The 24050-nt window shown below is 66.3% G+C and carries 29 protein-coding genes; 16 read left to right on the forward strand and 13 right to left on the reverse strand.

What is annotated here, in order from left to right:
- Positions 1-53: 53 nt before the first annotated feature.
- The 6 genes from fusA to hppD form a co-directional block, all read right to left on the reverse strand.
- Positions 54-2156, reverse strand: coding sequence for an elongation factor G (gene fusA / locus AB0L57_RS31340; RefSeq protein ID WP_364969999.1), 2103 nt, complete (start codon positions 2154-2156; stop codon positions 54-56).
- A gap of 201 nt (positions 2157-2357) precedes the next feature.
- Entirely contained in the window at positions 2358-2828 is a 471-nt protein-coding gene (rpsG, locus tag AB0L57_RS31345; protein WP_025352956.1) for a 30S ribosomal protein S7, read from the reverse strand.
- Between the two features lies 1 nt (position 2829).
- Positions 2830-3204 (reverse strand): 30S ribosomal protein S12, encoded by a 375-nt coding sequence (rpsL, locus tag AB0L57_RS31350; RefSeq protein ID WP_014353064.1) that lies wholly within the window; start codon positions 3202-3204, stop codon positions 2830-2832.
- Positions 3205-3549: 345 nt separating this feature from the next.
- Positions 3550-4107: a DUF3558 domain-containing protein gene (locus AB0L57_RS31355; RefSeq protein WP_364970004.1), complete on the reverse strand. Its 558-nt coding sequence runs from the start codon at positions 4105-4107 to the stop codon at positions 3550-3552.
- Positions 4108-4133: 26 nt separating this feature from the next.
- A complete protein-coding gene (locus AB0L57_RS31360) occupies positions 4134-4664 on the reverse strand; it encodes a DUF3558 domain-containing protein (protein WP_364970007.1) in 531 nt (176 codons plus the stop codon).
- A gap of 358 nt (positions 4665-5022) precedes the next feature.
- The gene (hppD, locus tag AB0L57_RS31365) at positions 5023-6210 is read right to left on the reverse strand and encodes a 4-hydroxyphenylpyruvate dioxygenase (protein WP_364970010.1); all 1188 of its coding nucleotides are present in this window, start codon (positions 6208-6210) and stop codon (positions 5023-5025) included.
- A 206-nt stretch (positions 6211-6416) separates the two neighbouring features.
- On the opposite strand from hppD, the gene AB0L57_RS31370 reads away from it, so the two are divergent.
- Positions 6417-6938 carry an Lrp/AsnC ligand binding domain-containing protein gene (locus tag AB0L57_RS31370; protein ID WP_364970013.1) on the forward strand — a complete coding sequence of 174 codons (522 nt, stop codon included), beginning with the start codon at positions 6417-6419 and terminating at the stop codon, positions 6936-6938.
- A 15-nt stretch (positions 6939-6953) separates the two neighbouring features.
- Here the strand turns inward: AB0L57_RS31370 and AB0L57_RS31375 are convergent, their stop codons facing one another.
- Both AB0L57_RS31375 and AB0L57_RS31380 read right to left on the reverse strand, forming a co-directional pair.
- Positions 6954-8066 carry a winged helix DNA-binding domain-containing protein gene (locus AB0L57_RS31375; RefSeq protein WP_364970016.1) on the reverse strand — a complete coding sequence of 371 codons (1113 nt, stop codon included), beginning with the start codon at positions 8064-8066 and terminating at the stop codon, positions 6954-6956.
- 57 nt (positions 8067-8123) lie between these two features.
- Positions 8124-9098, reverse strand: a complete 975-nt coding sequence (locus AB0L57_RS31380) for an NADPH:quinone oxidoreductase family protein (protein WP_364970019.1) — start codon at positions 9096-9098, stop codon at positions 8124-8126.
- A gap of 121 nt (positions 9099-9219) precedes the next feature.
- On the opposite strand from AB0L57_RS31380, the gene AB0L57_RS31385 reads away from it, so the two are divergent.
- The 3 genes from AB0L57_RS31385 to AB0L57_RS31395 all read left to right on the forward strand — a co-directional run bounded on the left by AB0L57_RS31385 (position 9220) and on the right by AB0L57_RS31395 (position 11743).
- Positions 9220-9540, forward strand: coding sequence for a hypothetical protein (locus tag AB0L57_RS31385; RefSeq protein WP_364970022.1), 321 nt, complete (start codon positions 9220-9222; stop codon positions 9538-9540).
- Complete coding sequence (locus tag AB0L57_RS31390) at positions 9537-10730, forward strand: transglycosylase SLT domain-containing protein (protein ID WP_364970025.1); 1194 nt, start codon at positions 9537-9539, stop codon at positions 10728-10730. The genes AB0L57_RS31385 and AB0L57_RS31390 overlap by 4 nt, the downstream gene beginning before the upstream one ends.
- A gap of 281 nt (positions 10731-11011) precedes the next feature.
- Positions 11012-11743 carry an acyl-ACP thioesterase domain-containing protein gene (locus AB0L57_RS31395; protein WP_364970126.1) on the forward strand — a complete coding sequence of 244 codons (732 nt, stop codon included), beginning with the start codon at positions 11012-11014 and terminating at the stop codon, positions 11741-11743.
- A 98-nt stretch (positions 11744-11841) separates the two neighbouring features.
- On the opposite strand, the gene AB0L57_RS31400 is transcribed toward AB0L57_RS31395, so the two are convergent.
- On the reverse strand, positions 11842-13509 hold the full coding sequence (locus tag AB0L57_RS31400; RefSeq protein WP_364970129.1) for an FAD-dependent oxidoreductase: 1668 nt from the start codon (positions 13507-13509) through the stop codon (positions 11842-11844).
- 191 nt (positions 13510-13700) lie between these two features.
- Here AB0L57_RS31400 and AB0L57_RS31405 point away from each other — a divergent pair, with 191 nt between their 5' ends.
- Complete coding sequence (locus AB0L57_RS31405) at positions 13701-14192, forward strand: histidine phosphatase family protein (RefSeq protein ID WP_364970028.1); 492 nt, start codon at positions 13701-13703, stop codon at positions 14190-14192.
- A gap of 12 nt (positions 14193-14204) precedes the next feature.
- Here the strand turns inward: AB0L57_RS31405 and AB0L57_RS31410 are convergent, their stop codons facing one another.
- Entirely contained in the window at positions 14205-14405 is a 201-nt protein-coding gene (locus AB0L57_RS31410; RefSeq protein WP_364970031.1) for a hypothetical protein, read from the reverse strand.
- 85 nt (positions 14406-14490) lie between these two features.
- Between AB0L57_RS31410 and AB0L57_RS31415 the strand changes: the two genes are divergently transcribed.
- From AB0L57_RS31415 to AB0L57_RS31435, 5 genes are all read left to right on the forward strand, one after another.
- A complete protein-coding gene (locus tag AB0L57_RS31415; RefSeq protein ID WP_364970034.1) occupies positions 14491-14859 on the forward strand; it encodes a VOC family protein in 369 nt (122 codons plus the stop codon).
- 77 nt (positions 14860-14936) lie between these two features.
- Positions 14937-15371, forward strand: coding sequence for a MerR family transcriptional regulator (locus tag AB0L57_RS31420; protein ID WP_364970037.1), 435 nt, complete (start codon positions 14937-14939; stop codon positions 15369-15371).
- Between the two features lie 85 nt (positions 15372-15456).
- The gene (locus tag AB0L57_RS31425; RefSeq protein ID WP_364970040.1) at positions 15457-15942 is read left to right on the forward strand and encodes a carboxymuconolactone decarboxylase family protein; all 486 of its coding nucleotides are present in this window, start codon (positions 15457-15459) and stop codon (positions 15940-15942) included.
- The gene (locus tag AB0L57_RS31430; protein ID WP_364970042.1) at positions 15939-16250 is read left to right on the forward strand and encodes a GNAT family N-acetyltransferase; all 312 of its coding nucleotides are present in this window, start codon (positions 15939-15941) and stop codon (positions 16248-16250) included. Before AB0L57_RS31425 ends, AB0L57_RS31430 begins: the two co-directional genes overlap by 4 nt.
- A 121-nt stretch (positions 16251-16371) precedes the next feature.
- The gene (locus tag AB0L57_RS31435; RefSeq protein ID WP_364970044.1) at positions 16372-17355 is read left to right on the forward strand and encodes a pirin family protein; all 984 of its coding nucleotides are present in this window, start codon (positions 16372-16374) and stop codon (positions 17353-17355) included.
- Positions 17356-17359: 4 nt separating this feature from the next.
- On the opposite strand, the gene AB0L57_RS31440 is transcribed toward AB0L57_RS31435, so the two are convergent.
- A complete protein-coding gene (locus tag AB0L57_RS31440) occupies positions 17360-18205 on the reverse strand; it encodes a helix-turn-helix transcriptional regulator (protein WP_364970047.1) in 846 nt (281 codons plus the stop codon).
- A 101-nt stretch (positions 18206-18306) separates the two neighbouring features.
- Between AB0L57_RS31440 and AB0L57_RS31445 the strand changes: the two genes are divergently transcribed.
- The gene (locus AB0L57_RS31445; protein WP_364970050.1) at positions 18307-19326 is read left to right on the forward strand and encodes an aldo/keto reductase; all 1020 of its coding nucleotides are present in this window, start codon (positions 18307-18309) and stop codon (positions 19324-19326) included.
- Positions 19327-19345: 19 nt separating this feature from the next.
- On the opposite strand, the gene AB0L57_RS31450 is transcribed toward AB0L57_RS31445, so the two are convergent.
- Positions 19346-19816, reverse strand: coding sequence for a DUF4442 domain-containing protein (locus AB0L57_RS31450; RefSeq protein ID WP_364970053.1), 471 nt, complete (start codon positions 19814-19816; stop codon positions 19346-19348).
- Between the two features lie 226 nt (positions 19817-20042).
- On the opposite strand from AB0L57_RS31450, the gene AB0L57_RS31455 reads away from it, so the two are divergent.
- Positions 20043-20180 (forward strand): hypothetical protein, encoded by a 138-nt coding sequence (locus AB0L57_RS31455; protein ID WP_364970056.1) that lies wholly within the window; start codon positions 20043-20045, stop codon positions 20178-20180.
- 99 nt (positions 20181-20279) lie between these two features.
- On the opposite strand, the gene AB0L57_RS31460 is transcribed toward AB0L57_RS31455, so the two are convergent.
- Positions 20280-21209, reverse strand: a complete 930-nt coding sequence (locus tag AB0L57_RS31460) for a helix-turn-helix domain-containing protein (RefSeq protein WP_364970059.1) — start codon at positions 21207-21209, stop codon at positions 20280-20282.
- Between the two features lie 180 nt (positions 21210-21389).
- On the opposite strand from AB0L57_RS31460, the gene AB0L57_RS31465 reads away from it, so the two are divergent.
- Genes AB0L57_RS31465 through AB0L57_RS31480 form a run of 4 tightly spaced genes read left to right on the forward strand, consistent with a single transcriptional unit; the run spans position 21390 to position 24048 of the window.
- Positions 21390-21944, forward strand: a complete 555-nt coding sequence (locus AB0L57_RS31465) for a cupin domain-containing protein (protein ID WP_364970062.1) — start codon at positions 21390-21392, stop codon at positions 21942-21944.
- Entirely contained in the window at positions 21941-22429 is a 489-nt protein-coding gene (locus AB0L57_RS31470) for a hypothetical protein (RefSeq protein WP_364970065.1), read from the forward strand. The genes AB0L57_RS31465 and AB0L57_RS31470 overlap by 4 nt, the downstream gene beginning before the upstream one ends.
- Positions 22430-22468: 39 nt before the next feature.
- Complete coding sequence (locus tag AB0L57_RS31475) at positions 22469-23545, forward strand: MerR family transcriptional regulator (protein ID WP_364970068.1); 1077 nt, start codon at positions 22469-22471, stop codon at positions 23543-23545.
- Complete coding sequence (locus AB0L57_RS31480; protein WP_364970071.1) at positions 23542-24048, forward strand: hypothetical protein; 507 nt, start codon at positions 23542-23544, stop codon at positions 24046-24048. Before AB0L57_RS31475 ends, AB0L57_RS31480 begins: the two co-directional genes overlap by 4 nt.
- Positions 24049-24050 lie beyond the last annotated feature (2 nt).

Below are 24050 nucleotides of genomic sequence, written 5' to 3' on the forward strand. Positions count from 1 at the left end.
GGTCGTTCGACGACCGTTCGGGGCGGATTCTCGCAAACCCGCCCCGGCAGCGATTACTCGCCGGTCGCCTTGGCGATGATCTCCTTCGCCACGTTGGCCGGAACCTCCGCGTACGAATCGAACACCATGGAGTAGTTGGCCCGGCCCTGGGTCTTCGACCGCAGGTCACCGATGTAGCCGAACATCTCCGAGAGCGGAACCAGCGCCTTGACGACACGGGCACCACTGCGTTCCTCCATGGCCTGGATCTGGCCACGGCGGGAGTTCAGGTCGCCGATCACGTCGCCCATGTAGTCCTCGGGCGTGATGACCTCGACAGCCATGAGCGGCTCGAGGATCACCGGACCGGCCTTGCGGGCCGCTTCCTTCAGGGCCTGCGCGCCCGCGATCTTGAACGCCATTTCCGAGGAGTCGACCTCGTGGTAGGCGCCGTCGAGCAGCTTGGCCTTCAAGTTGACCAGCGGGTATCCGGCGAGGACGCCGTACTGCATGGCGTCCTGGATACCGGCGTCCACCGACGGGATGTACTCGCGCGGAACGCGGCCACCGGTGACCTTGTTCTCGAACTCGTAGGTCGCGCCGTCCTCGCCGGTGAAGGGCTCCAGGCCGATGATGACGCGGGCGAACTGGCCCGAACCACCGGTCTGCTTCTTGTGCGTGTACTCGTGCTTGTCGACGTTCTTGGTGATGGTCTCGCGGTAGGCCACCTGCGGCTTACCGACGTTGGCCTCCACCTTGAACTCACGCTTCATCCGGTCGACCAGGATGTCGAGGTGCAGCTCGCCCATACCGCCGATGACGGTCTGGCCGGTCTCCTGGTCCAGCTTCACCGAGAAGGTCGGATCCTCTTCGGCGAGCTTCTGGATCGCGGTGCCCAGCTTCTCCTGGTCGGACTTGGTCTTGGGCTCGATCGAGACCTCGATGACCGGATCCGGGAAGGTCATGGACTCCAGCACGATCTGGTTCTGCGGATCGCACAGGGTGTCACCCGTGGTGGTGTCCTTCAGGCCGATGACCGCGTAGATGTGGCCGGCGGACGCCGAAGGAACCGGGTTCTCCTTGTTGGAGTGCATCTGGAACAGCTTGCCCAGGCGCTCCTTCTTGCTCTTGGTCGAGTTGATGACCTGAGCACCGGAGTCGACCTTGCCCGAGTACACGCGGACGTAGGTCAGCTTGCCGAAGAACGGGTGCACGGCGATCTTGAACGCCAGCGCCGCGAACGGCTCGTCGGAGCTCGGCCGACGAGTGATGACCTCGTCCTCCTTGCCGGGGACGTGGCCTTCCACGTTCTCGACATCCAGCGGCGAGGGCAGGTAGTCCACGACGGCGTCGAGCATGGGCTGCACGCCCTTGTTCTTGAACGCCGAACCACACAGCACCGGGTACAGCTCCGAGGCGACGGTCAGCTTCCGGATGGCGCCCTTGATCTCGTCGATCGAGAGCTCCTCGCCACCGAAGAACTTCTCCAGCAGGGCCTCGTCCGACTCGGCGACGGTCTCGAGCAGCTCCTGGCGGTACTGCTCGGCCTTCTCCTTGAGATCGGCCGGGATTTCCTGGACCTCGTACTTCTCACCGAGCTTGGTCTCGCCGGTCCACACCTTGGCGTTCATCTCGACCAGGTCGATGATGCCCTCAAAGGTGTCCTCCGCGCCGATCGGCAGCTGGATGACCAGCGGCTTGGCACCGAGGCGGTCCTTGATGGTCTGCACGGTGAAGTAGAAGTCCGCGCCCAGCTTGTCCATCTTGTTGACGAAGCAGATACGCGGAACGTCGTACTTGTCGGCCTGACGCCACACCTGCTCGGACTGCGGCTCGACACCCTCTTTACCGTCGAAGACGGCGACGGCGCCATCGAGGACACGGAGGGAACGCTCCACCTCGACCGTGAAGTCGACGTGTCCCGGGGTGTCGATGATGTTGATCTGGTTGTTGTTCCAGAAACACGTCACCGCCGCCGAGGTGATGGTGATGCCGCGTTCCTGCTCCTGCTCCATCCAGTCGGTGGTCGATGCACCGTCGTGGGTTTCACCGATCTTGTAGTTCACACCGGTGTAGAACAGGATTCGTTCGGTAGTGGTGGTCTTGCCGGCATCGATGTGCGCCATGATGCCGATGTTGCGGACCTTGTTGAGGTCGGTGAGCACGTCCTGTGCCACGGAAATCTTCCCCGCTCTGCTCTGTTAGCGATCAGCTAGTCGGTATTTTCGGGAACGGCCCGGCATCCGCCGCGATGCGGCCCTGGCCATCACTATGTCAACGTCGGGTGCGGCTCACCGGTGCCCACGTGGGGCACGGGCCGCACCCGACCGTGACTCGCCTCCCGGCGCCGTTCCTTCACCGGCGGACCGGGTGACCAATCACCAGCGGTAGTGCGCGAACGCCCGGTTGGACTCGGCCATCTTGTGGGTGTCCTCGCGACGCTTCACCGCAGCGCCCAGACCGTTGCTGGCATCCAGCAGTTCGTTTGCCAGACGCTCGATCATGGTCTTCTCACGACGTGCGCGGGAGTAGTTGACCAGCCAGCGCAGCGCCAGGGTGTTGGCGCGGCCCGGACGGACCTCGACCGGCACCTGGTAGGTGGCGCCACCGACACGACGGGGCTTGACCTCGAGAGCAGGCTTGACGTTGTCGAGCGCACGCTTGAGGGTGACGACCGGATCGGTGCCGGTCTTCTCGCGCGCCTGCTCGAGGGCACCGTAGACGATGCGCTCGGCGGTCGACTTCTTGCCGTCCAGCAGGATCTTGTTGACCAGCTGACTGACCAGCGGCGACCCGTAGACCGGATCGTTGATCAGCGGACGCTTGGGTGCGGGGCCCTTGCGTGGCATATCAGCTCTTCTCCTTCTTGGCGCCGTAGCGGCTGCGTGCCTGCTTGCGGTTCTTCACACCCTGGGTGTCGAGCGAGCCGCGAATGATCTTGTAGCGCACACCGGGGAGGTCCTTCACACGACCGCCACGAACGAGCACCATGGAGTGCTCCTGCAGGTTGTGACCCTCACCCGGGATGTAAGCCGTGACCTCGACCGCGCTGGTCAGGCGAACACGCGCGACCTTACGGAGCGCGGAGTTCGGCTTCTTCGGGGTCGTGGTGTACACGCGGGTGCACACGCCACGACGCTGCGGGCTCCCCTTGAGGGCCGCGGTCTTGGTCTTGGCGACCTTGTCGCGACGACCCTTGCGGACCAGCTGGTTGATGGTTGGCATATACCGGCTTTCCTTATTCAGTAACCAGGTGTCTGGAACTCTTCAATGTCTGTTCAGTGATCTGTCACCACTTGCCCGGACTGCGTTCTCACGCATCCCGAGGTCGGGCGTGTCGCGCGCACTACATGCCTACTTTTTCGGGCACGCTGAAACGGTCGGCCGCTTTCGCTGGCTTACGTTCTACGCACTAACCTGCCCGCACGCTTCCGGGCACAGCGATCCACGATACCCGCAGGCATGACGGGGGGCAAAAGTGGGGCCCCGCGACCCGCATTCACCACCTGCGATGCACATCAACTATCTCTCGAGCCCAGCCTCGCCCGACATCCGGGGCGACACCACGGGCTAGCGCGCCAGATTCAGCGTCAGTTCGGTGAGCTTGTTCGCGCCGGTGCACGGGTCGGGATGTCCACCCGGCTGATAGTTGACCCACCACCCCACGACTCCGGCATCCGCGGCCGGCGCCATCACACCGCACGAATCCGGATCGTTCGGCCGGCGCACCTGCAGCGCCCTGCGATCGACCACCTTCGTATCGGTGGTGATGTAACCCAGCCGATCGTTGTTGGCCTTCTCGTTGGTCAGCGACCCCATCTCGTACCAGTTCAGCGTGGCCATACCGGTGCCGGGCGTACCCGCCAGCTCCCACATGCACACCGCGCCGTTGAAGGAGCCCACCGCGTCCTGGGCACCGGTCGACTTGACGATCTGATCCGTCGTCACGACCTCGCACTCGCGCAGCAACTTGTCGAAGTTGGTATTCAACCCGCCGCTGCTACCGGCGGGCATCGCGGTGCCGGACACCGTCTTCCCGCATCCGCCGACTGTCACGGCGACCGCGATCGCGACCACCGCGATCACACCCGCGCGCAGACCCCGCCGGCCTCGGCCCCGATCGCTCATCTCGGCCGTCCGCATGTGCGCCGCCCTCATTTCAGCCGCTGAACTGTCAACTCGGCCATCTTCCGGTTCTTCTCGCACGGCGAACCGGTCGGCGTGCCGAACGCTCCCGCAGCGGTCGACCATTCGAAGAAGTCGTCACCCAGCTGCACGGCCAGATCACAGATGCCGTAGGTCTGATCGGCGTCCTGGAAGCCCCTCTTCCCGTCGATGTCGATCGTCTCCGGATTGCGCCCCTGCGCGGTGACCCACGCGAGTTCCCGATCGATCGGGCTGCCTCGATAGGACGCGAACGTCACCGACGGTCCGCCGATACCGCCCGCCTGCCAGCTGCATCCGACCGCATTCTTGAACACCTGCGACACCTGACCGAGCCCACCGAGATCTCGGACCTCGTCATCGGTGAGATGTCCACACTCCCCCACGAACGGCCCCGGCGCCGCCACCTTCGCCGGTGGCCGGACCGACGGGGATTCGTCGTCGGCCTGGTCGCCCGACCCGCACCCCGCCAGTAGCGCCGCGACAGCAGCCCCGGTGACAATCACCGCCGTCAATCGCATGCCCGCACTCTACTGGTTCGGAAGCGTTGACTCAGGGCGTGGAGAAGCGGGAGCTTTCGACAACCCGCGCCCGGTATGCGCGGGCGAGGCCCCTGGGAGTGGCCGGGATCTGGGGGGCACTGCCCAAAAGGTCTGTATCTTTTGCCTCCGCTTCGCTCCGGCGGGGTTTCGGCCCCCTGGGCCTCGATTCTTCCCTCCTCCGCTTCGCTCCCCCGCTCCGGCAGTCCAGAATCGAGGCGGGCCTAAACCCAGTGCGGAGCACCATCTCGGGAACGTCGGCCTTTGTGGGGCGGGCATTGGGCGGGCGGCCGCACAACCGCCGAGCAGCACTGTCGGTGAAGCGTTCACCTCGGTCGACTCAGAGGTTTCCGCGGGTCCGTTGTTCTTTCTCGATTGCTTCGAACAGGGCTTTGAAGTTGCCCTTTCCGAATCCCAGGGAGCCGTGGCGTTCGATGAGCTCGAAGAAGACCGTGGGGCGGTCGGTCAAGGGTTTGCAGAAGATCTGGAGTAGATAGCCGTCCTCGTCGCGGTCGACCAGGATTCCCCGGGACTGCAACTCGCGCACCGGGACTCGCACGTGACCGATGCGGGCGCGCAGTTCCGGGTCCTCGTAGTAGGTGTCGGGGGCGGGGAGGAATTCGATGCCCTCGTCGAACAGGGCATCGACGGTGGCGAGGATGTCACCCGTGGCCAGGGCGATGTGCTGGACGCCGGGGCCGCCGTAGAACTCGAGATATTCGTCGATCTGCGAACGTTTGCGGCCGACGGCAGGTTCGTTCAGTGGGAACTTCACGCGGTGGTTGCCGTTGGCGACGACCTTGCTCATCAGTGCGGAGTAGTCGGTGGCGATGTCGTCGCCGACGAACTCGGCCATATTCGTGAAACCCATGACGCGGCGATAGAACTCGACCCAGCTGTCCATCTGCCCCAGTTCCACATTGCCGACGACGTGGTCGACGGCCTGGAACACACCCCGCGGTGCCCGCGGATCCGCGCGCCGTTCCACATAACCGGGCAGATACGGACCGTGGTACCCGGACCGGTCCACGAGGGTGTGACGGGTTTCGCCGTAGGTCGCCAGGGCCGCCGAGCGCACCGTGCCGAATTCGTCGGATTCGTCGTGCGGTTCGACGAGGATCGTGGCACCGGCGCGGCGGGCGTGTTCGATACAGCGATCCACATCCGGCACCTCGAGGGCGATGTCCACGATGCCGTCACCGTGACGGTCGTGATGGGCGATCAGCGGACTGGCCGGATCCACCGCACCGCAGACCACGAATCGCGCACTGCCGCTGCGCAATACGAATGCCTTGTGATCACGGTTGCCGGTCTCGGGGCCGGAGTACGCCTCCGGCACCATCCCGAAGGCGCGCAGGTAGTGCGCGAACTGCGTCGCGTTGCCGACCACCCACACCAGCGCGTCCCACCCGAGAACCGGGAACGGATCGGCATCGGAATCGTGATCGACCAGACCCACCAGCCGACGCAGCTCCGCATCGCTCGGCACGGCGGGCCGGGTGTTCCTGGAGAGATGCTCGATAGTCATGCATTCAGATAATCTCCGCGCCACCACACTGAGCAATATCGACGATTCAGGGTAGACACCCTGGCGTAATTGGCCATCGATCACGGGCATGTGCTGGACAATTTGAATAGCTGCACCGTCCAGCACAGGAAAGCCGAGGAGACGCGACGCGGAGCCTCGCGCCGGTGCGACCGGATGCACGTGACCACGGAACACAGGAGACCGCGATGACCCGCACGCCCGCGAAACTCGACGACCTGGATCTCGCGATCCTCGGCGCCATGCACGAGTACCAGAAGGCGGGCATCCTCGAACTCTCCCGGCGCACCAGGGTCGCGCGCGCGACCGTCCAGTCCCGGATCGCGCGGATGGAGGAGGCGGGCGTCATCGCGTCCTACGATCCGCAGGTCGATGTGACCGCGGCCGGTTTCGATGTGCAGGCCTTCGTCAGCCTCGAGATCGCGCAGGGTGCGCTGGACGCGGTGACCACCGATCTGGAGGCGATTCCAGGAGTGCTCGAGGCCTACGCCACCACCGGATCCAGCGATGTGCTGTGCCGGATCGGCGCCGATTCGCATTCGGGGCTGCAGGCGGTGCTGCTGAGTATCGACCGCAGCCCGGCGGTGGTCAGGTCACACAGCGTGATCGTGCTGTCCACCGTGGTGGCCCGGCGCACGCTCCCGCTGCTGCACACCCTCACCCCCGCGGGAACCAGTAAGGCACCGGCCTATCGCAACACCACCCACTGAACCCACCCGCGGCGCCTACGAGGTGAGGTCGGCTCCGGGGGTGAGGATTTCGACCTTCGGGTTCAGCTCGGGTTCCTGGAATCGCAGCAGCGCGTATGCCTCCGCCTCGACCTCCGCGGTCTCGCCGGCCGTCCAGGTACGGCCGGGCACGATTCGCAGCCGGGCGGCGGTGCGATCGGTGGACATCTTGTAGATCCCGGCGAGATATCCGTCGACCAGGACCGGCGAGATCTGTGCGGCCAGATGCCGCAGCGGCGCCGGCGCACCGCCCGGAATGATCCGGCTGCGATCCTGATGCGACAGCAGCGCATTGTCGTACCAGCCCAGCAGCCGCACCGGTGCGGGCAGATCCGGGTCGGCGAGTTCGGCCTCGGCGGCGTCGTAGAGGGTGCGGCCGCACTCGTCGGTGTAGGTCCGCACGCGATCACCGAGGCCGGCGAGCGTGTTCTTGATGCCGAGCAGCCGCGACCAGGTCTGCACGTCCATGGTCGTGGCCGGGCCGAACGCGCGCAGATAGCGCAGGATCAGCTCCTCCACCGGATAGGTGTGATCGAGGGGCGCCCCCAGCCACGGCTCGATCCGCGACCAGACCGGACGGCTGTTGTTCTTCCACAACCCGCGCGGTGGGGTCTGCAACACCGGGAGTTGATAGATCCAGGCCTGCGTCACCGTGGCCGGTGGACGGTCGGGATACTCCCGGGCCGCGCACTCGCGCAACTGCGCCGCCGACATCGGTTGTGTCCCCAGGACCTTCTCACCCCGGGCCCGCACCTCCTCCGGATCGAGCCCCACCATCGCGCCGTAGTTGAATCCCTTCCGGAACGGAATCTTCTCCAGTTCCGGCTGGATATGCGGTGCGATGCGCAGCGCGTCCGCCGCCGTGACCAGATGAATCGTGGCTCGCATCAGAGTGATTCGCACCAGCGACCGGTCCGCCAGCCCGGACGAGACCCCGGCCGGATCGAAATCGGCGATCCGGCTCCACATGCCGATGAACGGCGGCGCGACATCCTGCGCCTGCAAGCCCACCAGGTGGTCGCACAGCTGCGCGGCGGTCAGCTCCGAACGGCGCAGCAGATGTTGGCGCGCCAGCAGCGTGCGATTGAGAACCCGATTCGACAGCTCCATGGTCGCCACACCCTACGGCCGCCCACCGACATCAGGCGGCCCGAGCAGCGCCGACTCTCACCGCACGGTGACGACGACTTTGCCCTTCGCCGAACGGTTGTCGAGTGCGGCCACCGCGTCGGCGGTTCGCTCCAGCGGGTACAGCACCGGCTGTGGTGCGCTGATCGCACCGGATGCGAGTAGCGGTGCCACCTCTTCCCACTGCTCCTGCAGATAGCCGGGGTGGGTCATCACCCATTCACCCCACGCGGCACCCACGACCTCGACGTTCTTGAGCAGCAGGCGATTCACCTTCACCGTGGGGATCTCGCCCGCGGTGAAACCGACCACGAGCAGCCGCCCCGCCGGTGCCAGTGAGCGAACGCTGTCGGTGAACCGGTCACCGCCGACCGGGTCCAGCACGATGTCCACACCACGTCCACCGGTGAGTTCCTTCACCGCACCGAGCCAGCCGTCGGTCAGAACCACATCCGAGGCACCGTTGGCCCGGGCCACCTCGGCCTTCTCCTCGGTACTGACCACCGCGATCACCCGGCCCGCGCCCAGCGCCTTCGACATCCGCAGCGTCGAGGTGCCGATACCACCGGCCGCGCCGTGCACCAGTACGGTCTCCCCCGCCGCGAGCCGCCCGCGATTGCGCAGGCAGAAATGCACGGTCAGATCGTTGAAAACGATCCCCGCACCCGCTTCGAGGGAAATGTTGTCCGGCAGCTGGAACACCATGTCCTGCGCGGTCACCGCGGTCTCGGCGACGGCATTGCCGAGCATGGTCAGCGCGACCACCCGATCACCCGGCCGGACCCGAGCGCCCTCCGGAGCCGACCGCACGATTCCGGCGACCTCACCGCCGACGACGAACGGCAGTTCGGGCTTCATCTGATACAACCCGCGGGTCATGAGGACATCCGGGAAGGCGATCCCCGCCGCGTGGACGTCGATGACCACACCACCCGGAAACTCCGCCGGTTCGGCGATCTCCACGACCTCGATGGCTTCCGGGCCCTCGAGCTTGCTCACCTGGGCTGCACGCATGAATCGACCTCTCTGTCCACGGCTGCTTTCCCACAAAGTTAACCGCTCTTCGCGTGCACCTGTCCACGGGTCCGTGATTTGTTACGCTTGGCCGGCTGACCTAGCAGGAGGGGGATTTCTCATGGCCGGCCCCGACAACGCACCCGCGAACGGAATCAAGATCGATCCCGGCGCCTTGCGAAGTTTCTCGAAAACCCTGCACGACGAGTCCGATGCCATCGGCAAACTCGATTCCGGACTCGGCACGGCCGCGGGCGCACTACCCGGTACCGGCTGGGAGGCGGCCTGCAACGGTGCCAAGACCTCGGTCGACAACGCCCTGAAGCGAATCGGTTCCCGGGTGACGAATATCGCCGAGACCGTCGAGAAGGCCGGCAAGGTCATCATCGATACCGACCAGCAGCTGCGCGACGAGCTGGCCAAGATCGGAATCCATCCATGACGGGAACCGGTGGGACACTGACCGTTTCGGATGTCGAGAAGTGGAATCCCGACGCACTCACCACCGCCTCCGACGCTGTCGGCAAATTGTCCGGTGATCTCGATCAGGCCGTACTCGCGGCCGTCGACAGCACACAGCGCCTGGGACACGAGCAGAGTTGGGGTGGCGGCGCCGCGCAGGTCGCGGACGCCCGGATGCAACTGGAGAAGACGCGCGCATCGGTGGTCAGCCAGGCCGTGCTGGGGTTGCAGACCGCACTGACCCAGCAGGTCGCGAACCTGATACACACCAAGAGCGAAGTCGCACGCCTGAAGAACATCGCGGAAACCCCACCCGCACCGAATGTTCCGGCCTTCAAGGTCAACGACGACGGCAGTGTGTCGGCCGCCGATCGCATCGCGTGGCTTCGGCAGAACAGGAAAGATTCCCAGGGCAACGACCTGTTCACCGAGGACAAACTCAACGAGCAGATCCTCCAGGAGAACATCGACGCCCTCAACCAGCAGGTCGGTATCCAGCGCGCGCTGGCACAGGCGCTGAGCGTCGCCACCTCGGCCACCACCGCACTGAATCTGGCCGAGGCGCAGATGGATACGGCTTTCACCGGGCTCGGTGATCCGGTCACCGGAGCCGGGGCCGCAGCGCCTGCCCCGGCGGTCCCGGTCGCCACCACCCCGCAGAGCGCCGCCCCCGCGCCGAGCCACTCGGGCAGCCCCGTCTCGCAGGCCATGGGCACTCCGCACCACGGCAGCGGCGATTCGTCCGGCGGCTACAGCAGCGCCGCCTACAGCGGTGGCGGCACCAGCGGTCCGCCGCCGACGGCGCACCCCTCGGGTGATGTGAAGCAGTGGATCGCACAGGCCAAGCAGGTCCTCATCGACATGGGCTACCCGCCGGAGTCGATCGACGAGAACGCCATCGCGCTGATCATCGAGCACGAATCGGGCGGCGATCCCAATGCCATCAACAATTGGGACAGCAATGCCGCCGCCGGGCACCCGTCGAAGGGGTTGATGCAGTGCATCGACAGCACCTTCAGTGCCCACGCCGCCCCCGGCCACACCGATATCTGGAATCCGGTGGACAACATCGTCGCCGCCACCCGCTACTCGATCGATCGCTACGGCTCACTCGACAGCGTGCCCGGCGTGTCGGCGGTGTCGGGCGGCAGCGGATACGTCGGCTACTGATCCGATCCCCGCCCGAATCGGCAATGGGCGCGTTTCAGACTCCGCCACGGCCGGACGGACGAAATCGCAAGGGGCGGGGCCGTTCTCATCGAGGCACCGTCCCGGCGCACCGAAACCGGAGATTAGCTACGTGTGAGTAGAGCCATCTCGACGTAACAGTGTGACCTACGCCCCGTAAAGTCATGTCACAAGAAGCACCGCAGAAGTACGCGGCACACCGTGCAGCGCGAGGAGCACCAGTGTCACTCGATCAGCCACTCGCCCCGCTTCCCCAGGAGGGCATGGGCTTCGCCTCGGCGTGGCCCATCCGGGCTGGCGATGTAGATCCATACAGTCGGTTACGGCTCGACGCCGTGGCTCGATATTTGCAAGATATCGCGTGGGAGGAATGGCACAGCGGCTTCTTCCACCGCACCGATCCGGCCTGGATCGTCCGCCGCACCGTGATCGATGTGGTCCGGCCGATCGTCTGGCCCGACCGGGTGGAACTGCGGCGCTGGTGTTCGGCCATGTCGACCCGGTGGACCAATATGCGGGTGCGCATCACCAGCGACAACGGCGGTCTGGTCGAGACCGAGGGCTTCTGGATCAATATCAACGAGTCGACCAACATGCCGACCCGGATCAGTGATCGGGGCCTGGCCCACCTGGCGCGGACCACCGACGAACACCGGTTGCGCTGGCGCCCCTGGCTCACCGACGCGATACCGCCGGAATCGGACACCGATCTGCCGTTTCCGGTGCGCGCGACCGATGTGGACCAGCTCAACCACCTCAACAACGCGGTGTACTGGCAAGCCGTCGAGCACTATCTGGTGGACTACCCGAAACTCGTGGCCGGCCCCCACCGCGCGGTGATCGAATATCTCGCCCCGGTACTGGCCCGCCAGCACATCAGCGTTCGCAGCCGCTACGAGCCCGGCGACCGCAACGGTCAGCCGGTGCTGCGGTTGTGGTTCGTGGTCGACGGCACCATCACGACGACCGTCCGGATCGGGGCGCTCCCCGGCTGATCTACGCGACCGGTGGGACCGATGCGGTAGCGGGGTGTTCGCGAAGGGTGCTCGCCGTTCCGGGCCCGCCGTGTGGTCGAGCCCGGAACGCCGCAGAATCAGCCGCGTGCGGCCTTGAGCAGATCCTCGATCGAGGTGAGTTTGACCCGTGGCCGGCCACCGGACTTACCGGCGGTCTTCTCGGCGATGTCGATGGCCTTCCAGCCCTCGCGGTTCACCGCCTCGGGCTGCCGCTCGGCGAGCAGTGCCTCGAGTGCCGCCCGATCACCCTGTGGCGCAGCCAATTTGCCGGAGGTGAAGTCCTCGAGCAGCTGTTCCACGGTTTCGGTGGCATCGACCCGGTTGGAGCCGATGACACCACGCGGGCCGCGTTTGATCCAGCCCGACACATACACGCCGGTGACGTGTGCGGCGTCGGCGATGACGCGGCCGTGCTCGTTGGGGACGATGCCCTTGCGGTCGTCGAAGGGCAGTTCCGCGATCGGCACACCGCGGTATCCGATGGACCGCAACACCATCGAGGCGGACAGGGTCTCGGTGCGATCCGACGCCCGCGCCACCACAGCGCCGTCCTCGGCGACGAGTTCGTTGTGCACGAACTCGACCGCCTCGACCTTGCCGTCACCGCTGATCTCGGTCGGCGAGGCCGCGTAGCGGAAGACGATGCGCTTGTTCTCCGGATTCGGCGCCTTGGCCGCGTACTCCTGCGCCAGCTCGTACTTCAGCTTCAGCGAGGGTTCGATATCCGGATCGTCGAGCAGCTCGCGGCTGTGCGGATCCAGTTCCAGCTCGGCGGCATCGATGATCACATCGACGCCCTTCAGATATCCGAGCGCCAGGAATTCCGCCGAGGTGTACGCGGCCTGCAACGGACCGCGCCGACCCAGCACCACGACCTCGCGCACATTGCTGTTGCGCAGCGCGTCGAGGGCGTGATCGGCGATATCGGTCTTGGCCAGTTCGTCCGGCGGCAGTGTCAGCACGCGCGCCACGTCGAGCGCGACATTGCCGTTGCCGACGATGACGACCCGCTCGCCCGACAGGTCGAAGGTGCGCTCGGCGTAATCCGGATGGCCGTTGTACCAGGCCACGAATTCGGTGGCGGAGTGGCTGCCGGGCAGATCCTCACCCGGGACATCGAGCCGGCGGTCGGTGGAGGCGCCGACCGCGTAGATCACCGCGTGGTGGTGGCCCAGCAGCTCGTCGTGCGAAATGTGTTTGCCCACCTCGACGTTCAGCCGGTACTGCAGAGTGTCACGGCGGAACGCGCTCTCGAACATGGCGGACACCGATTTGGTACCCGGATGATCCGGCGCGACGCCGGCGCGGACCAGCCCGAACGGTGTGGGCAGGCGGTCGAACATCTCGACCTCGACGTCGGCGCGGCGCAGCAGCTCATCGGCCGCGTAGCAGGCCGCGGGCCCGGCGCCGACGATCGCCACCCGCAACGTGCCCAGCTCCTTCGGCGGGCGCGAGGGGGTCACCAGCGGGTCGAAATTCGACTCCAGCGGGTGCCGCTGGAAGTAGGCGGCGTTGATATCGCGGAAGCGGGCCAGGGAAGCCGTCAGATCGTCCTCGGAGAAGATGGCCTCCACCGGGCAGGCATCTACACAGGCACCGCAGTCGATACAGGTGTCGGGGTCGATGTACAGCTGCTCGGTCGTCGCGAACTCGGGTTGCTCCGGAGTAGGACGAATGCAATCGACCGGGCACTCGGGAACGCAGCTGGCGTCGTTGCAACAACGCTGCGTGATCACGTAGGCCATATCTCGCAGATCCTCGAAAACATCATGGGGCATCCCCACCCGGGGTCCGGGCGGAGCGTGCGTCACACCGGACACCGGTAGGCAAGTTGATGTGACACCACCTTCAGTGTGCCTCGAGAGTGAGTTACATCTCCCACCAGGATGGTGTCCCCTGTGCCACACACGAATGTGCGCGGGCTTACGGTGTGCAGATGGTGCGCACGCTGATCCTGATGCGGCACGGCAAATCCGCCTATCCGCCGGGCGTCGAGGACCACGCCCGGCCACTGGCGCCCCGGGGCAGACGCGAGGCCGCGCTGGCCGGCACCTGGCTGCGCGAAAACCAGCCCGCGGTCGACGCGGTGTACTGCTCGGATGCCGTGCGGACCCGCGAGACGCTGGCCGCCACCGAGCTCACCGCGCCGGTGAACTTCGAGCACTCGATCTACGAGGCGTCCCCGCACACGCTGATCGAACTGATCCAGCTGACCGACGAACAGGTGCAGACCCTGTTGGTGGTCGGGCATTCCCCCGGCATGCCGTGGACGGCTTGGGAGCTGGCGGGCAACCGCGCCTCGTTGCCGGCCGAGGAACTCAGCCGCAAATTCCCGACCTCTGCGCTCGCGGTGCTGGAATTCGACCGAGCCTGGCCCCAGGTGGATCCGGGCACCGGTGATCTGCGGCGGTTCCACGTGCCCCGCTGAGCGACGCTCGCGTCAGCGCAGGAACTTGCCGCGCACCATGACGACCGCGCCCAGGGCGACGAGCACGATCAGCGCGACGAACCAGTTGGTCACCGCCCACACCACCCCCAGGACGACGATCACCGGAATCGCCACGACGAGGGCGAGGAACGGGTTTTCCTTGATCGTCTCCAGCGCCGATCGCGCCCGGATCCGATCGATTTCTTTTGCCATGAATCAAGGGTAGGTGCTGGCGGCCGTCACCGCCCGAACTTGCCGCCCGCCCGAACTTGTCGGTGACCGGTGAGATGCTCCTCACATGGATTGGAAAATCGAGCTCGTCGCGATCCCGGTCACCGATATCGACCGGGCCAAGGATTTCTACACCCGAATCGGATTCGTTGCCGATCACGACGCCAGCCCCTCGGAGGACATCCGCTTCGTCCAGCTGACACCGCCGGGGTCGGGGTGCTCGATCTGCATCGGCAAGGGCATCACCGATGCCGCGCCGGGCAGTGTGGTCGGCATGCAGATGGTGGTGGCCAGTGCCGAGGACGCGTACCGGCAGCTGGTGGCCGCGGGCGTCGAAGCCACCCCGGTCAAGGACGAGGGATGGGGCTTGTTCACCTACTTCGCCGATCCGGACGGCAACAAGTGGGCTGTTCAGCAGTTGCCGAAGTACAACTGACTCGTCCGGAGAGCTTGCTTGGAGTTCACTCCAGGTCGGTAATCTCGAAGGGAGATTCGGCAGGAAGGCGACCGGCCATGACGACCACTACCGCGATTCCCCTCGAGCACGCCGAGGACTACGAGCGCCCCAAGTACTCCATCGGTGATGTCGCGGAGCGATCCGGCCTGTCCCGCGACACCCTGCGCTGGTACGAACGCATCGGCCTGATGGACTACATCGGGCGCGATTCGAGCGGCAAACGCCGGTTCAGCGATCGCGATCTGAACTGGCTGCATCTGATCAGTTGTCTGCGCGCCACCGGGATGTCGGTGGCCGATATGGTCCACTACGCGGAATTGGTGCGCGCGGGCGACGGCACCACGGCGGAGCGTCTGGAGATGTTCCGCCACACCCGCGAAGGGGTCCTGGACCGAATCGCGGATCTGCATCGCACTCTGGCCGTCCTCGACCACAAGATCGATCTCTACGAGGGCAGAGTGGCCGATGCGGCTGTGATGCAACACATCTGAGCCGGGCGTGCCCGGCCGTAGAGGTGCGTGACGTCGCATACATCCCGCGCATGGTGACGCAGCGCACGGTTAGGATGCCTGGGCTATGCCAAATCCCCCTGCCGATGCCCGTGTCTGGGTCGACAAACAGAGCCCCGAACCGTTCCGCGCGCTCAACGGTGTCGCATTGGCCGTCCGCGGCGCGGCGGAGGCCGCCGGTCTCGATCGCTCGCTGATCGAGCTGGTCAACGTACGGGTCTCTCAGCTCAACGGATGCGCGTACTGCCTGGATGTGCACTCTCGTGCGGCGCTCCAGGCCGGTGTTACCTCACAACAGCTCGAGGTGCTGCCTGCCTGGCGTCGTACCGATCTGTTCACCCCGCTCGAATGTGCCGCCCTCGTCCTCGCCGAGACAACCACCACGCTGCCCGATGAGGACACCTTGGCGCGTGCGTACGCCCTTGCGCGGCAACACCTGTCGGACGAACAGGTCTCGGTGATCATCTGGGCCGCGACGACCATCGGCGCGTTCAATCGCGTGTCGATCATGAGCAGGCATCCGGTGCGGGCGAGAACACAGGAGCACTCATGATCGATCAGGCCGCCACCGCCGCAGTCGTCCGCAACGACGCCCAGCACCGGTACGAGGTGTGGTACGGCGACAAGCTCGCCGGCTTCGCCGAGTATCGCGAGAACGGCGACGACACCACCTTCATTCACACCGAGGTCGACGGGGAGTTCAGCGGCAAAGGCCTGGCCACCACGCTGGCCCGGCACGCGATCGAGGATGCGGTGTCCCGTGAGCGCGCGATCGTGCCGCGCTGTTCGTTCATCAAGAGCTGGCTGGACAAGCACCCGGACTACGATGCTCGAGTAGTCGGAAAAGGTATTCAGCGGTAGCCGTTTCGGGCCACCGTCGTGACCGCGGACGGGTGAGGCACAGCATGAGCGAGCTTGCGAGCGAATCATCAGCACAGCGTGCCCCGCGCATGCCGGAGCCGAGCGCCGGCGAGGTGCGGGCATGAGTGATCTCGAGTCGAACCCCACGGAAGCGTTGTGCGAATCCTCGCCGGCACCGGGCCCACGTTCGGATTTCTATCCGGCGCGGGAGGTGCCGCTGGGCGGGGTCCGTGGGGTCACGGTGATGCGGGCACTGCCGCAGCGCGATCTGCCCACCGTCGGCGCCTGGTGTTTCCTGGACCATTTCGGCGCGACCGAATCCGCACATCGGCTACCACCGGATATCGATCCGCATCCGCATATCGGGTTGCAGACGGTGACCTGGCCGTTCGACGGCCGGATCCGGCATCGCGACAGCCTCGGCTCCGATGTGGAGATCGAGCCCGGGCAGTTGAACCTGATGACCTCCGGGCGCGGCATCGCCCACTCCGAGTACACGGTTGCGGGCGCACCCGCCGGGCAGGGCCTGCAGTTCTGGATCGCTCTGCCGGACACACACCGCGATATCGCACCGCAATTCGAGCAGCACCGCGAGCTGCCGGTGCTGGCCCGGCCCGGCCTACGCGCCACCGTCCTGATCGGATCACTCGGCGGGGTCACCTCACCGGCGGTGACCTACTCACCGATCGTGGGGGCCGACATCACCGTGGCACCGGGTGCCGTTGCCACCCTCCCGCTCACCGCCGAGTTCGAGCACGCGGTGCTGGTGATGTCGGGGCAGGTGCGGGTCGACGACGTGTCGGTCGAGCCGGGCCCGCTGCTGTACCTGGGCAGTGACCGGGCAGAGCTGCGGCTGCACAGCGAATCCGGCGCCCGGATGGCGCTGATCGGTGGCGCGCCCTTCGGCGAGGATCTGGTGATGTGGTGGAACTTCGTGGGGCGTAGCCACGACGAGATCGACGCCGCGCGCATCGCTTGGGAGGACCACGACACATCCCGATTCGGCGATGTTCCGGGACATCGGCCACAGGAACGCATTCCGGCGCCACCGCTGCCGAATCTGCGGCTGCGGCCGCGCACCCGGCGCCGGTTCCCCGAGCACTGAGCGATCAGCTGGTCTCCCCCGCCAGCGACTGCGTTCCGATGACCCGCAGCAGATCCAGCTTCTCCTGTGCGTCGGTCCCGGGCCGCGGATAGTAGACCAGCAGGTACTGAGCGGAATTCGGTGTGACCAGTGTTTCGCAGACCAGATCCAGTAACCCGACGCGGGGATGGTCGATCTGTTTGGCATCGTTGCGCCGCACCGACACCTCGTGGGCCGACCACAACCGCTCGAATTCGGGACTGATCGCACGCAGCGCGGTGACCAGCTCTTCGACATCGGCGTCCCCGGACCGCCGCGCCGCTGTCGCCCGCAGATCCGCCACGTGCCTGCGGGTCAGCCGATCCCAGTCGGCGTGCGGAAACTGCGTACGACCGGCCGGCTCGGTGAACCAGCGCCACAACAGGTACCGGTCCAGACCGGTGTAGTGGGTGAGGTCCCCGGACATGTTGATGTGCATACGGTTCTGCGCGAGGATCTCACCCAGATCGGAGAGGACGCAGCCGGGTGTATCCACCAGCCGGTCCAGCAGGTACAACAGTCCCGGACGCACATGACCGTCGCCACCGCGGGCGGGCGCGGGATGGCCGGACAGATGGTAGAGGTGGTCACGCTCGTCGTCGGTGAACCGCAATGCACGCGCCAGCGAACTCAGCACCTGTGTCGAGGGACGCGGACCACGCGACTGTTCCAGCCGGGTGTAGTAATCGGTGGACATGCCCGCGAGCAGGGCCACCTCGTCGCGGCGCAATCCGGGTGTCCGGCGGCGGGTGCCCGGGAGCAGGCCGACATCGGCGGGTTGCAGTTGTTCGCGCCGCCGCCGGAGGAAATCGGCCAGATCTTCGCGGTCCATCTCTCCACTGTGCCCGGCCCCCCGGCCCGCAACCAGGGATCCGCGATCCCCCGATGAACGATCTCTGCCGGCATCCGGCGCGGGCGCGCAGGATATCGGTCATGACATCGAACCAGACGGCAACCATCGGAACGACACGGCTGGGCGCGAGCGGACCACAGGTCGGCCGCATCGGATTGGGCGCGATGGGTATGTCGGGCTCCTATGGGAAGACCGACGAGACGGAGTCGATCACCACCATCCACGCGGCGCTGGACTCCGGCGCCACCCTCATCGATACCGGCGACTTCTACGGCAATGGACACAACGAGGCGCTGATCCACCGCGCGCTGGCACAGCGGCCGCGCGAGGACTACCAGCTCAGCGTGAAATTCGGGGCACTGCGCGGACCGGACGGCAGCTTCGGCGGGGTGGACACCCGCCCGGTGGCGATGCGCAATTTCCTGTATTACTCCCTGCAGCGGCTGGGCGTGGACCACATCGACATCTACCGTCCGGCCCGGCTGGACCCCGCGGTGCCGATCGAGGACACCGTGGGCGCGATCGCGGAGATGGTCGAGGCCGGTTTCGTCCGCCACATCGGGCTGTCGGAGATCGGCGCGCAGACCCTGCGCCGGGCGGCGGCGGTGGCGCCGATCTCCGATCTGCAGATCGAGTACGCACTGATCTCCCGCGATATCGAGCGCGAAATCCTGCCGACGGCAAGGGAACTCGGCATCGGCATCACCGCTTACGGGGTACTGTCACGCGGTCTGCTCAGCGATGCGATGCGCACCAAGCAGAGCTTCGCACCCGACGACTTCCGCGCGCACAGCCCCCGCTTCCAGGGCGAGAATCTCACCTCGAATCTGCGGCTGGTCGAGGCGCTCGCGACAATCGCCGAGCGGCACGGGGTGAGCGTCGCGCAGCTCGCCATCGCCTGGGTCTGCAGCCGCGGTGACGATATCGTGCCCCTGATCGGCACCAGCCGGGTGAGCCGGTGGAACGAGGCTGTCGCCGCAACTGCCATCCGGCTCTCCGCCGAGGAACTCGCCGAGATCGAGTCGGCGGCGCCGGCCGACGCGGTCGCCGGACAGCGTTACCCCGACGCCCAGATGGCGACCCTCGACAGCGAGAACTGAACGGCGACCGGCCGGGCCGTTATTTGCGGCGCGGCCGGATCACCGCGGTGAAAGTCGCTGCGGCGACAGACTTTCCGGTGCTGTCGGTGATGTCGACCGGCATCGCCAGCTCCACCGGCCGCTGCGCGGCGATGTCGGCGCGGGCCTGTTCCAGTTCCGCCGGGGTCAGCTCGGAGGTGGCGCGAAACGGGCCCGCCTCGCCCTTGGCCCGGGCCAGATATTCGATGCGGCCGTCGCGCGCCACGATGAATGTCTCCGCCATCAGATCGACGATGCCGGAGATCGAGGCACCCATCGCGGCCGTCTCCGCCAGGCCGAACAGGATGGCGGCGTGAACATCGCCGTTGTGATTGAGGTGCTCGGGCTTCGGAGCCATGCTCACCACACTGCGGCCGGGTAGATACTCGACCCCTTCCACCCCCGCGAACTGGATGAATCCCAGCTTCTGAAATCCGGCCATCACCAGCTCGCCCATGGCTGCGTGGTCCATCGCATGCTCCCGTCGCGCACAGAATTGAAACGTGTTCCACTTTTTTACTCTGTACGAGCAGTGACTGTCCACAGCAGGCAGTCCCACCCCCTCGACCGTCGCCCGAAAAATCCGAAAAGAATGATGTTCAGAAACGTCAGATTTTGACTAAGCTTCATGCCACTGCGCTGAGCACGGCAGGACAACCGACCGGGTCCACGGACCCACGATGCATGAGGAACACTTCATGAACGCCTTTATCGCCCTGATCGACTCCCAGTCCTCCAACTCGGTCGCCACGACCACCATCTTCAGCAACATCATGAACATGTTCATCACCGGCTCGGCGGGCTCGCAGACCAACGGCGGCGGCATCTTCGGCTGACCTGGACGGTTCCACACACTCCGGGACGACCACGTCCCGGAACCATCGGCCCGCCCCGGACCCCATGCAGGAGGCGGGCCGATCGGCATTCGGCCAGAATCAGCCGCGCACCTGCCCCGGTGTGGTGTCGAACCGCCGCCGGAACGCCTTCGTGAAGCCGCCGGCCGTGCCGAACCCCAGATCCGCCCCGATATCGGTGACACTGCGATGCCGATAGGCCGGATTGCGCAGCCGATCCCGGGCGAGCAGCAGCCGATGTTCCCGGATGACCTCGCTGGGCGTGGTGCCGGCACTGCTGAATGCCAGTTGCAGTTGACGCAGCGACCACCCCAGCGCCGTCGCCACCCGGGCACCGGTGAGTTCCGGATCGGCCGCATGTGCCCGGATGTAGCGCCGGGCAGTCTCCTCCACCTGCGCCAACTGCCCGGACGTGCTCGGCGGTTCACCGAGAATCTGCATACACAGCAGATCCACCAATTGCTCCGTGACGGTGTCGAATTGGAAATCCGTGAGCGCGGCACGCTCCGAATACAGCGTGTTCACCACAGCACCCGCCACACCGCCCAGGCCACGGGTGAGGTCGAGTGGCCGCGGCGGCGGCGCCACGCGGTGCAGCCGATGCCGGATCTCCGCGTTCGAAATGGTGACGATGAGCCCGCGCGAGCCGTCACTCATCGACATCGCGAACGGCTGGTCGGTCGACACCAGGCAGGCATTGCCCGGTGACAGCACACCGCTGTCGTCGTCGTTCCGGAAGGCGAGTGAACCGGTCAGCGGAACCAGCAACCGGAAATCGTCGTCGGGGTCGGCACGAATGAGTTTCCGGCTGCGCACATAGGTGACCGCATCGGAATCCCAGCCCACCAGTTGATAGGAATCGGTGCGCCGCAGCGAGGTGCTGCCACGAAAATCCGTGGACTTCGGGAAACGGAAACCGAGGCTGCACTGATACGACCCGATCAGGTTCGCCCAGTAGTCGATCCGCTCGTGCGGCTCGATCGCATTCGTGGCGGATTCGGCGGTGCTCATCGGCATCATCATCTCCCGTTTCCGCTTTCTGCGCACCAGAAACATACCCCTGCGTCCCAGGACATGCGCGCTGGTCACAACGCTCGTTACGGTCCCGGGACAGCTGATGTCCGGATCGAATTGCGCGGCAATGGATATCGGCGGCTCAGCGTTCGACAAACGAATTTCGGGAGGTTTTCCATGCGCAGAATCGTGGTCGGCGGCGACGGTAACGGACAAAGCCGGGTGCTGTCCGACGACAGTGTCGACCCACTCACCCTGGCGCTGCTGCCCGGCGCCGAGATCCATCGGATGTGGGAGCTCGACGAGTTGCCCACCCTTCCGGTCGACCAGCTACCCGCCGGCACCGACACCAGCTATTTTCCCAGCCCCGGCGGGGTGCGCTTCGGATTCATCTCGGTTCCGCCCGGATTGAGCTACGAACCCGATCCCGGCCTGCCCGAGGAAGCGCTGGCCGAGGTGATGGCCGAGGCCGAGGAAAAACTGCCCGGCATGATGGCGGCCTTCGATCCGGAGCAGCCCGGCGCGCACGCCACCGAGAGCATCGACTTCGTCGTGGTGTTGAGCGGACAGGGCCGGATGCGTCTGGGCGACGGTGCGGACGTGCTGTTGCGGCCGGGCGACAGCATCGTCCAGCACGGTGCCGCGCACGCGTGGTTCAACGACGGCACCGAACCGTTCGTGTTCGCCTACACCCTGTGCGGTCTCCACCGGAACGCCGCGCCCGAGCGATGAAGATCATCGCAAGCCGTTGGCGCAGTTTCGAATACACGCCGCTGGCGGCGGGACCGTGCGCGGTCCCACTGCCGCCCACGGCCGTGGGAGTTCCGAAACAGTTCCTCGATTGCCTCCTGCTGCGAATCGTCGTGGAACCGGGTGATTGCCCACTCGGTGGCGATATCGTCGAGGGCCTGCTGGAGCTGTGTGCGCGTGCGCGGACCTCGGCAGTGGTGATCGGTGCGACCCCGCGGTGCGCCGATCGCAGCGTCGGGAGCACGGACTCACCGGATGTGCTGGCGCATATCGCCGACACCCTGGATGTATTGGCCGATCTCACCGAACGGCTGACCGATCTGGGCGACCGGGTCCATCTACTGCCCTTCGGCTGGAATCTGGCCTGCCGGACCGATGTGGAAGTGCGGCGTCCCAGACCGCATTGCCCGCGTCCGACGGTTTCGGCGCGGTCCGCCCGCCATCGCGGTTTCCGGCCGCATCGGTGAGCTTGACCTTCGACTCACCTGAAGCTTCATGATGAGGCGGTGCCGAATTCGGATTTGACGACGATCGGGGCGTTCGCGCGGGTCAGTGGGTTGACGGCGAGCGCCCTGCGCTTCTACGCGGACTCCGGTCTCCTGGCGCCGGCGCTGGTGGACCCGGGCTCCGGATATCGGTACTACGCCGACGAGCAACTCGGCCGCGCGGTCGCTATCCGGGAACTGCGTGAAATCGGCATGCCGCTGGACGCGATCGCGCAGGTGCTCGACGCGGATGCCGACACCGCCGCGCGGCTCGTCGACGACCATGTCGCGAGCCTGGAACGGCAGGTGGCTCGGGCGCGCGAACGCGCGGCCGACATCAAGGTGGCGCTGGGTGACCCGCGGACCCGGGTACTCGCGACGGTCAGCGGGCCGATCTTCGCGACCGCAGTCGAGCAGATTCTCGCCGCGACAGGATCCGAACCCGATCATCGGGTACTCGGTGGGGTGCACGTCGAGGTCTCCGCCGAGGCATTGACCCTCACCGCCACCGACCGTTACCGGCTCTCGACCCGCACCCTGGTCCCCGACCTCGCCGGTCCCGGCGACTGGGTGGGCACGGTCGACGGCGCCGACCTCCGGCTCGCGATACCCGAGATCCGGCGCCATCACCGTATCGGGCTGGAAGCCGGGCCCCGATCCCTGCTGCTGCGATCGGATCCCACTCGGGCCCGGACCTGCCGGATCCTCACCGACCCGTTCCCCGATCACCGCATGCTGCTCGCTTCCCTGGCGACGGCACGGACGCGCGTCCTCACCGCACGCGATTGCTTGATCCGGGTATTGGAATCCGAACGGGCACACCATGTTCTGCTGCGCGTATCGCATGGGAGCCTCACCCTGTCGGCCGCCGGTGCCCGCACCCCCACTCCGCTCTCGGCGACGGTGACCGGTCCGGACGTCGCACTCGGCTTCGACCTCACCACTCTGTACCCGGCCGTGGGCACCGCCATCGGACCCGACGTGATGATCGATATCGCCGGTCCGGCCGACCCGGTCGTCATCCGTTCCGCCGACGACGGTGATCTCACCACCCTCGCGATGCCCATCTCGATCCCGGACAGACAGGATGCTCGATGACCACCGACCACATCTCCGACTCGACCATGACAGCGATCGGCACCGCGGTCGAACGCGGACGAGCCGGTGACATCGATCGTGCGCGGGCCGACCTCACCGATCTGTGGACCGGCATCGGCCCGACCGGTGACGCACTGCACCGCTGCACGCTCGCGCACCACCTGGCCGATCTCCAGCCCGACCCCGCACAGGCGCTGATCTGGGACATCCGGGCCCTGGATGCCGCCGACGCCTTGACCGACGCACGCCTGCGACGCCACCACGACGGTCTGCGGATCGCGGGATTCCAGCCGTCGCTGCGGCTGAACATCGCCGACAACCTCCGGCGGCTGGGCTCGTTCGACGCGGCCGCCGACCATCTGGCGGCCGCGCGGCAACATATCGACGCGCTACCCGACGACGCCTACGGCCGGGGTATCCGGCAGGCGATCGAGGACAGCGCCGAAATGGTCGCGGCGCGCTCGACCGAACACCGTGACTCCGCTCCCGGGGTCACCACATGAGC

Origin of the sequence: Nocardia sp. NPDC052254 (genome assembly GCF_040679495.1) — a bacterium.
Classification (GTDB): Bacteria; Actinomycetota; Actinomycetes; order Mycobacteriales; family Mycobacteriaceae; genus Nocardia.

Coding starts and splice junctions, on each gene's coding strand:
- AB0L57_RS31420 (WP_364970037.1), top strand. CDS start 14,937: ATGACGACCACTACCGCGATTCCCCTCGAGCACGCCGAGGACTACGAG.
- rpsL (WP_014353064.1), bottom strand. CDS start 3,204: ATGCCAACCATCAACCAGCTGGTCCGCAAGGGTCGTCGCGACAAGGTC.
- AB0L57_RS31435 (WP_364970044.1), top strand. CDS start 16,372: ATGAGTGATCTCGAGTCGAACCCCACGGAAGCGTTGTGCGAATCCTCG.
- AB0L57_RS31450 (WP_364970053.1), bottom strand. CDS start 19,816: ATGGACCACGCAGCCATGGGCGAGCTGGTGATGGCCGGATTTCAGAAG.
- AB0L57_RS31405 (WP_364970028.1), top strand. CDS start 13,701: ATGGTGCGCACGCTGATCCTGATGCGGCACGGCAAATCCGCCTATCCG.
- AB0L57_RS31480 (WP_364970071.1), top strand. CDS start 23,542: ATGACCACCGACCACATCTCCGACTCGACCATGACAGCGATCGGCACC.
- AB0L57_RS31440 (WP_364970047.1), bottom strand. CDS start 18,205: ATGGACCGCGAAGATCTGGCCGATTTCCTCCGGCGGCGGCGCGAACAA.
- AB0L57_RS31425 (WP_364970040.1), top strand. CDS start 15,457: ATGCCAAATCCCCCTGCCGATGCCCGTGTCTGGGTCGACAAACAGAGC.
- AB0L57_RS31380 (WP_364970019.1), bottom strand. CDS start 9,098: ATGCGTGCAGCCCAGGTGAGCAAGCTCGAGGGCCCGGAAGCCATCGAG.
- AB0L57_RS31355 (WP_364970004.1), bottom strand. CDS start 4,107: ATGAGCGATCGGGGCCGAGGCCGGCGGGGTCTGCGCGCGGGTGTGATC.
- AB0L57_RS31410 (WP_364970031.1), bottom strand. CDS start 14,405: ATGGCAAAAGAAATCGATCGGATCCGGGCGCGATCGGCGCTGGAGACG.
- AB0L57_RS31460 (WP_364970059.1), bottom strand. CDS start 21,209: ATGAGCACCGCCGAATCCGCCACGAATGCGATCGAGCCGCACGAGCGG.
- hppD (WP_364970010.1), bottom strand. CDS start 6,210: ATGACTATCGAGCATCTCTCCAGGAACACCCGGCCCGCCGTGCCGAGC.
- AB0L57_RS31360 (WP_364970007.1), bottom strand. CDS start 4,664: ATGCGATTGACGGCGGTGATTGTCACCGGGGCTGCTGTCGCGGCGCTA.
- AB0L57_RS31390 (WP_364970025.1), top strand. CDS start 9,537: ATGACGGGAACCGGTGGGACACTGACCGTTTCGGATGTCGAGAAGTGG.
- AB0L57_RS31415 (WP_364970034.1), top strand. CDS start 14,491: ATGGATTGGAAAATCGAGCTCGTCGCGATCCCGGTCACCGATATCGAC.
- AB0L57_RS31465 (WP_364970062.1), top strand. CDS start 21,390: ATGCGCAGAATCGTGGTCGGCGGCGACGGTAACGGACAAAGCCGGGTG.
- AB0L57_RS31470 (WP_364970065.1), top strand. CDS start 21,941: ATGAAGATCATCGCAAGCCGTTGGCGCAGTTTCGAATACACGCCGCTG.
- AB0L57_RS31455 (WP_364970056.1), top strand. CDS start 20,043: ATGAACGCCTTTATCGCCCTGATCGACTCCCAGTCCTCCAACTCGGTC.
- rpsG (WP_025352956.1), bottom strand. CDS start 2,828: ATGCCACGCAAGGGCCCCGCACCCAAGCGTCCGCTGATCAACGATCCG.
- AB0L57_RS31370 (WP_364970013.1), top strand. CDS start 6,417: ATGACCCGCACGCCCGCGAAACTCGACGACCTGGATCTCGCGATCCTC.
- AB0L57_RS31445 (WP_364970050.1), top strand. CDS start 18,307: ATGACATCGAACCAGACGGCAACCATCGGAACGACACGGCTGGGCGCG.
- AB0L57_RS31395 (WP_364970126.1), top strand. CDS start 11,012: ATGGGCTTCGCCTCGGCGTGGCCCATCCGGGCTGGCGATGTAGATCCA.
- AB0L57_RS31375 (WP_364970016.1), bottom strand. CDS start 8,066: ATGGAGCTGTCGAATCGGGTTCTCAATCGCACGCTGCTGGCGCGCCAA.
- AB0L57_RS31400 (WP_364970129.1), bottom strand. CDS start 13,509: ATGGCCTACGTGATCACGCAGCGTTGTTGCAACGACGCCAGCTGCGTT.
- AB0L57_RS31430 (WP_364970042.1), top strand. CDS start 15,939: ATGATCGATCAGGCCGCCACCGCCGCAGTCGTCCGCAACGACGCCCAG.
- AB0L57_RS31385 (WP_364970022.1), top strand. CDS start 9,220: ATGGCCGGCCCCGACAACGCACCCGCGAACGGAATCAAGATCGATCCC.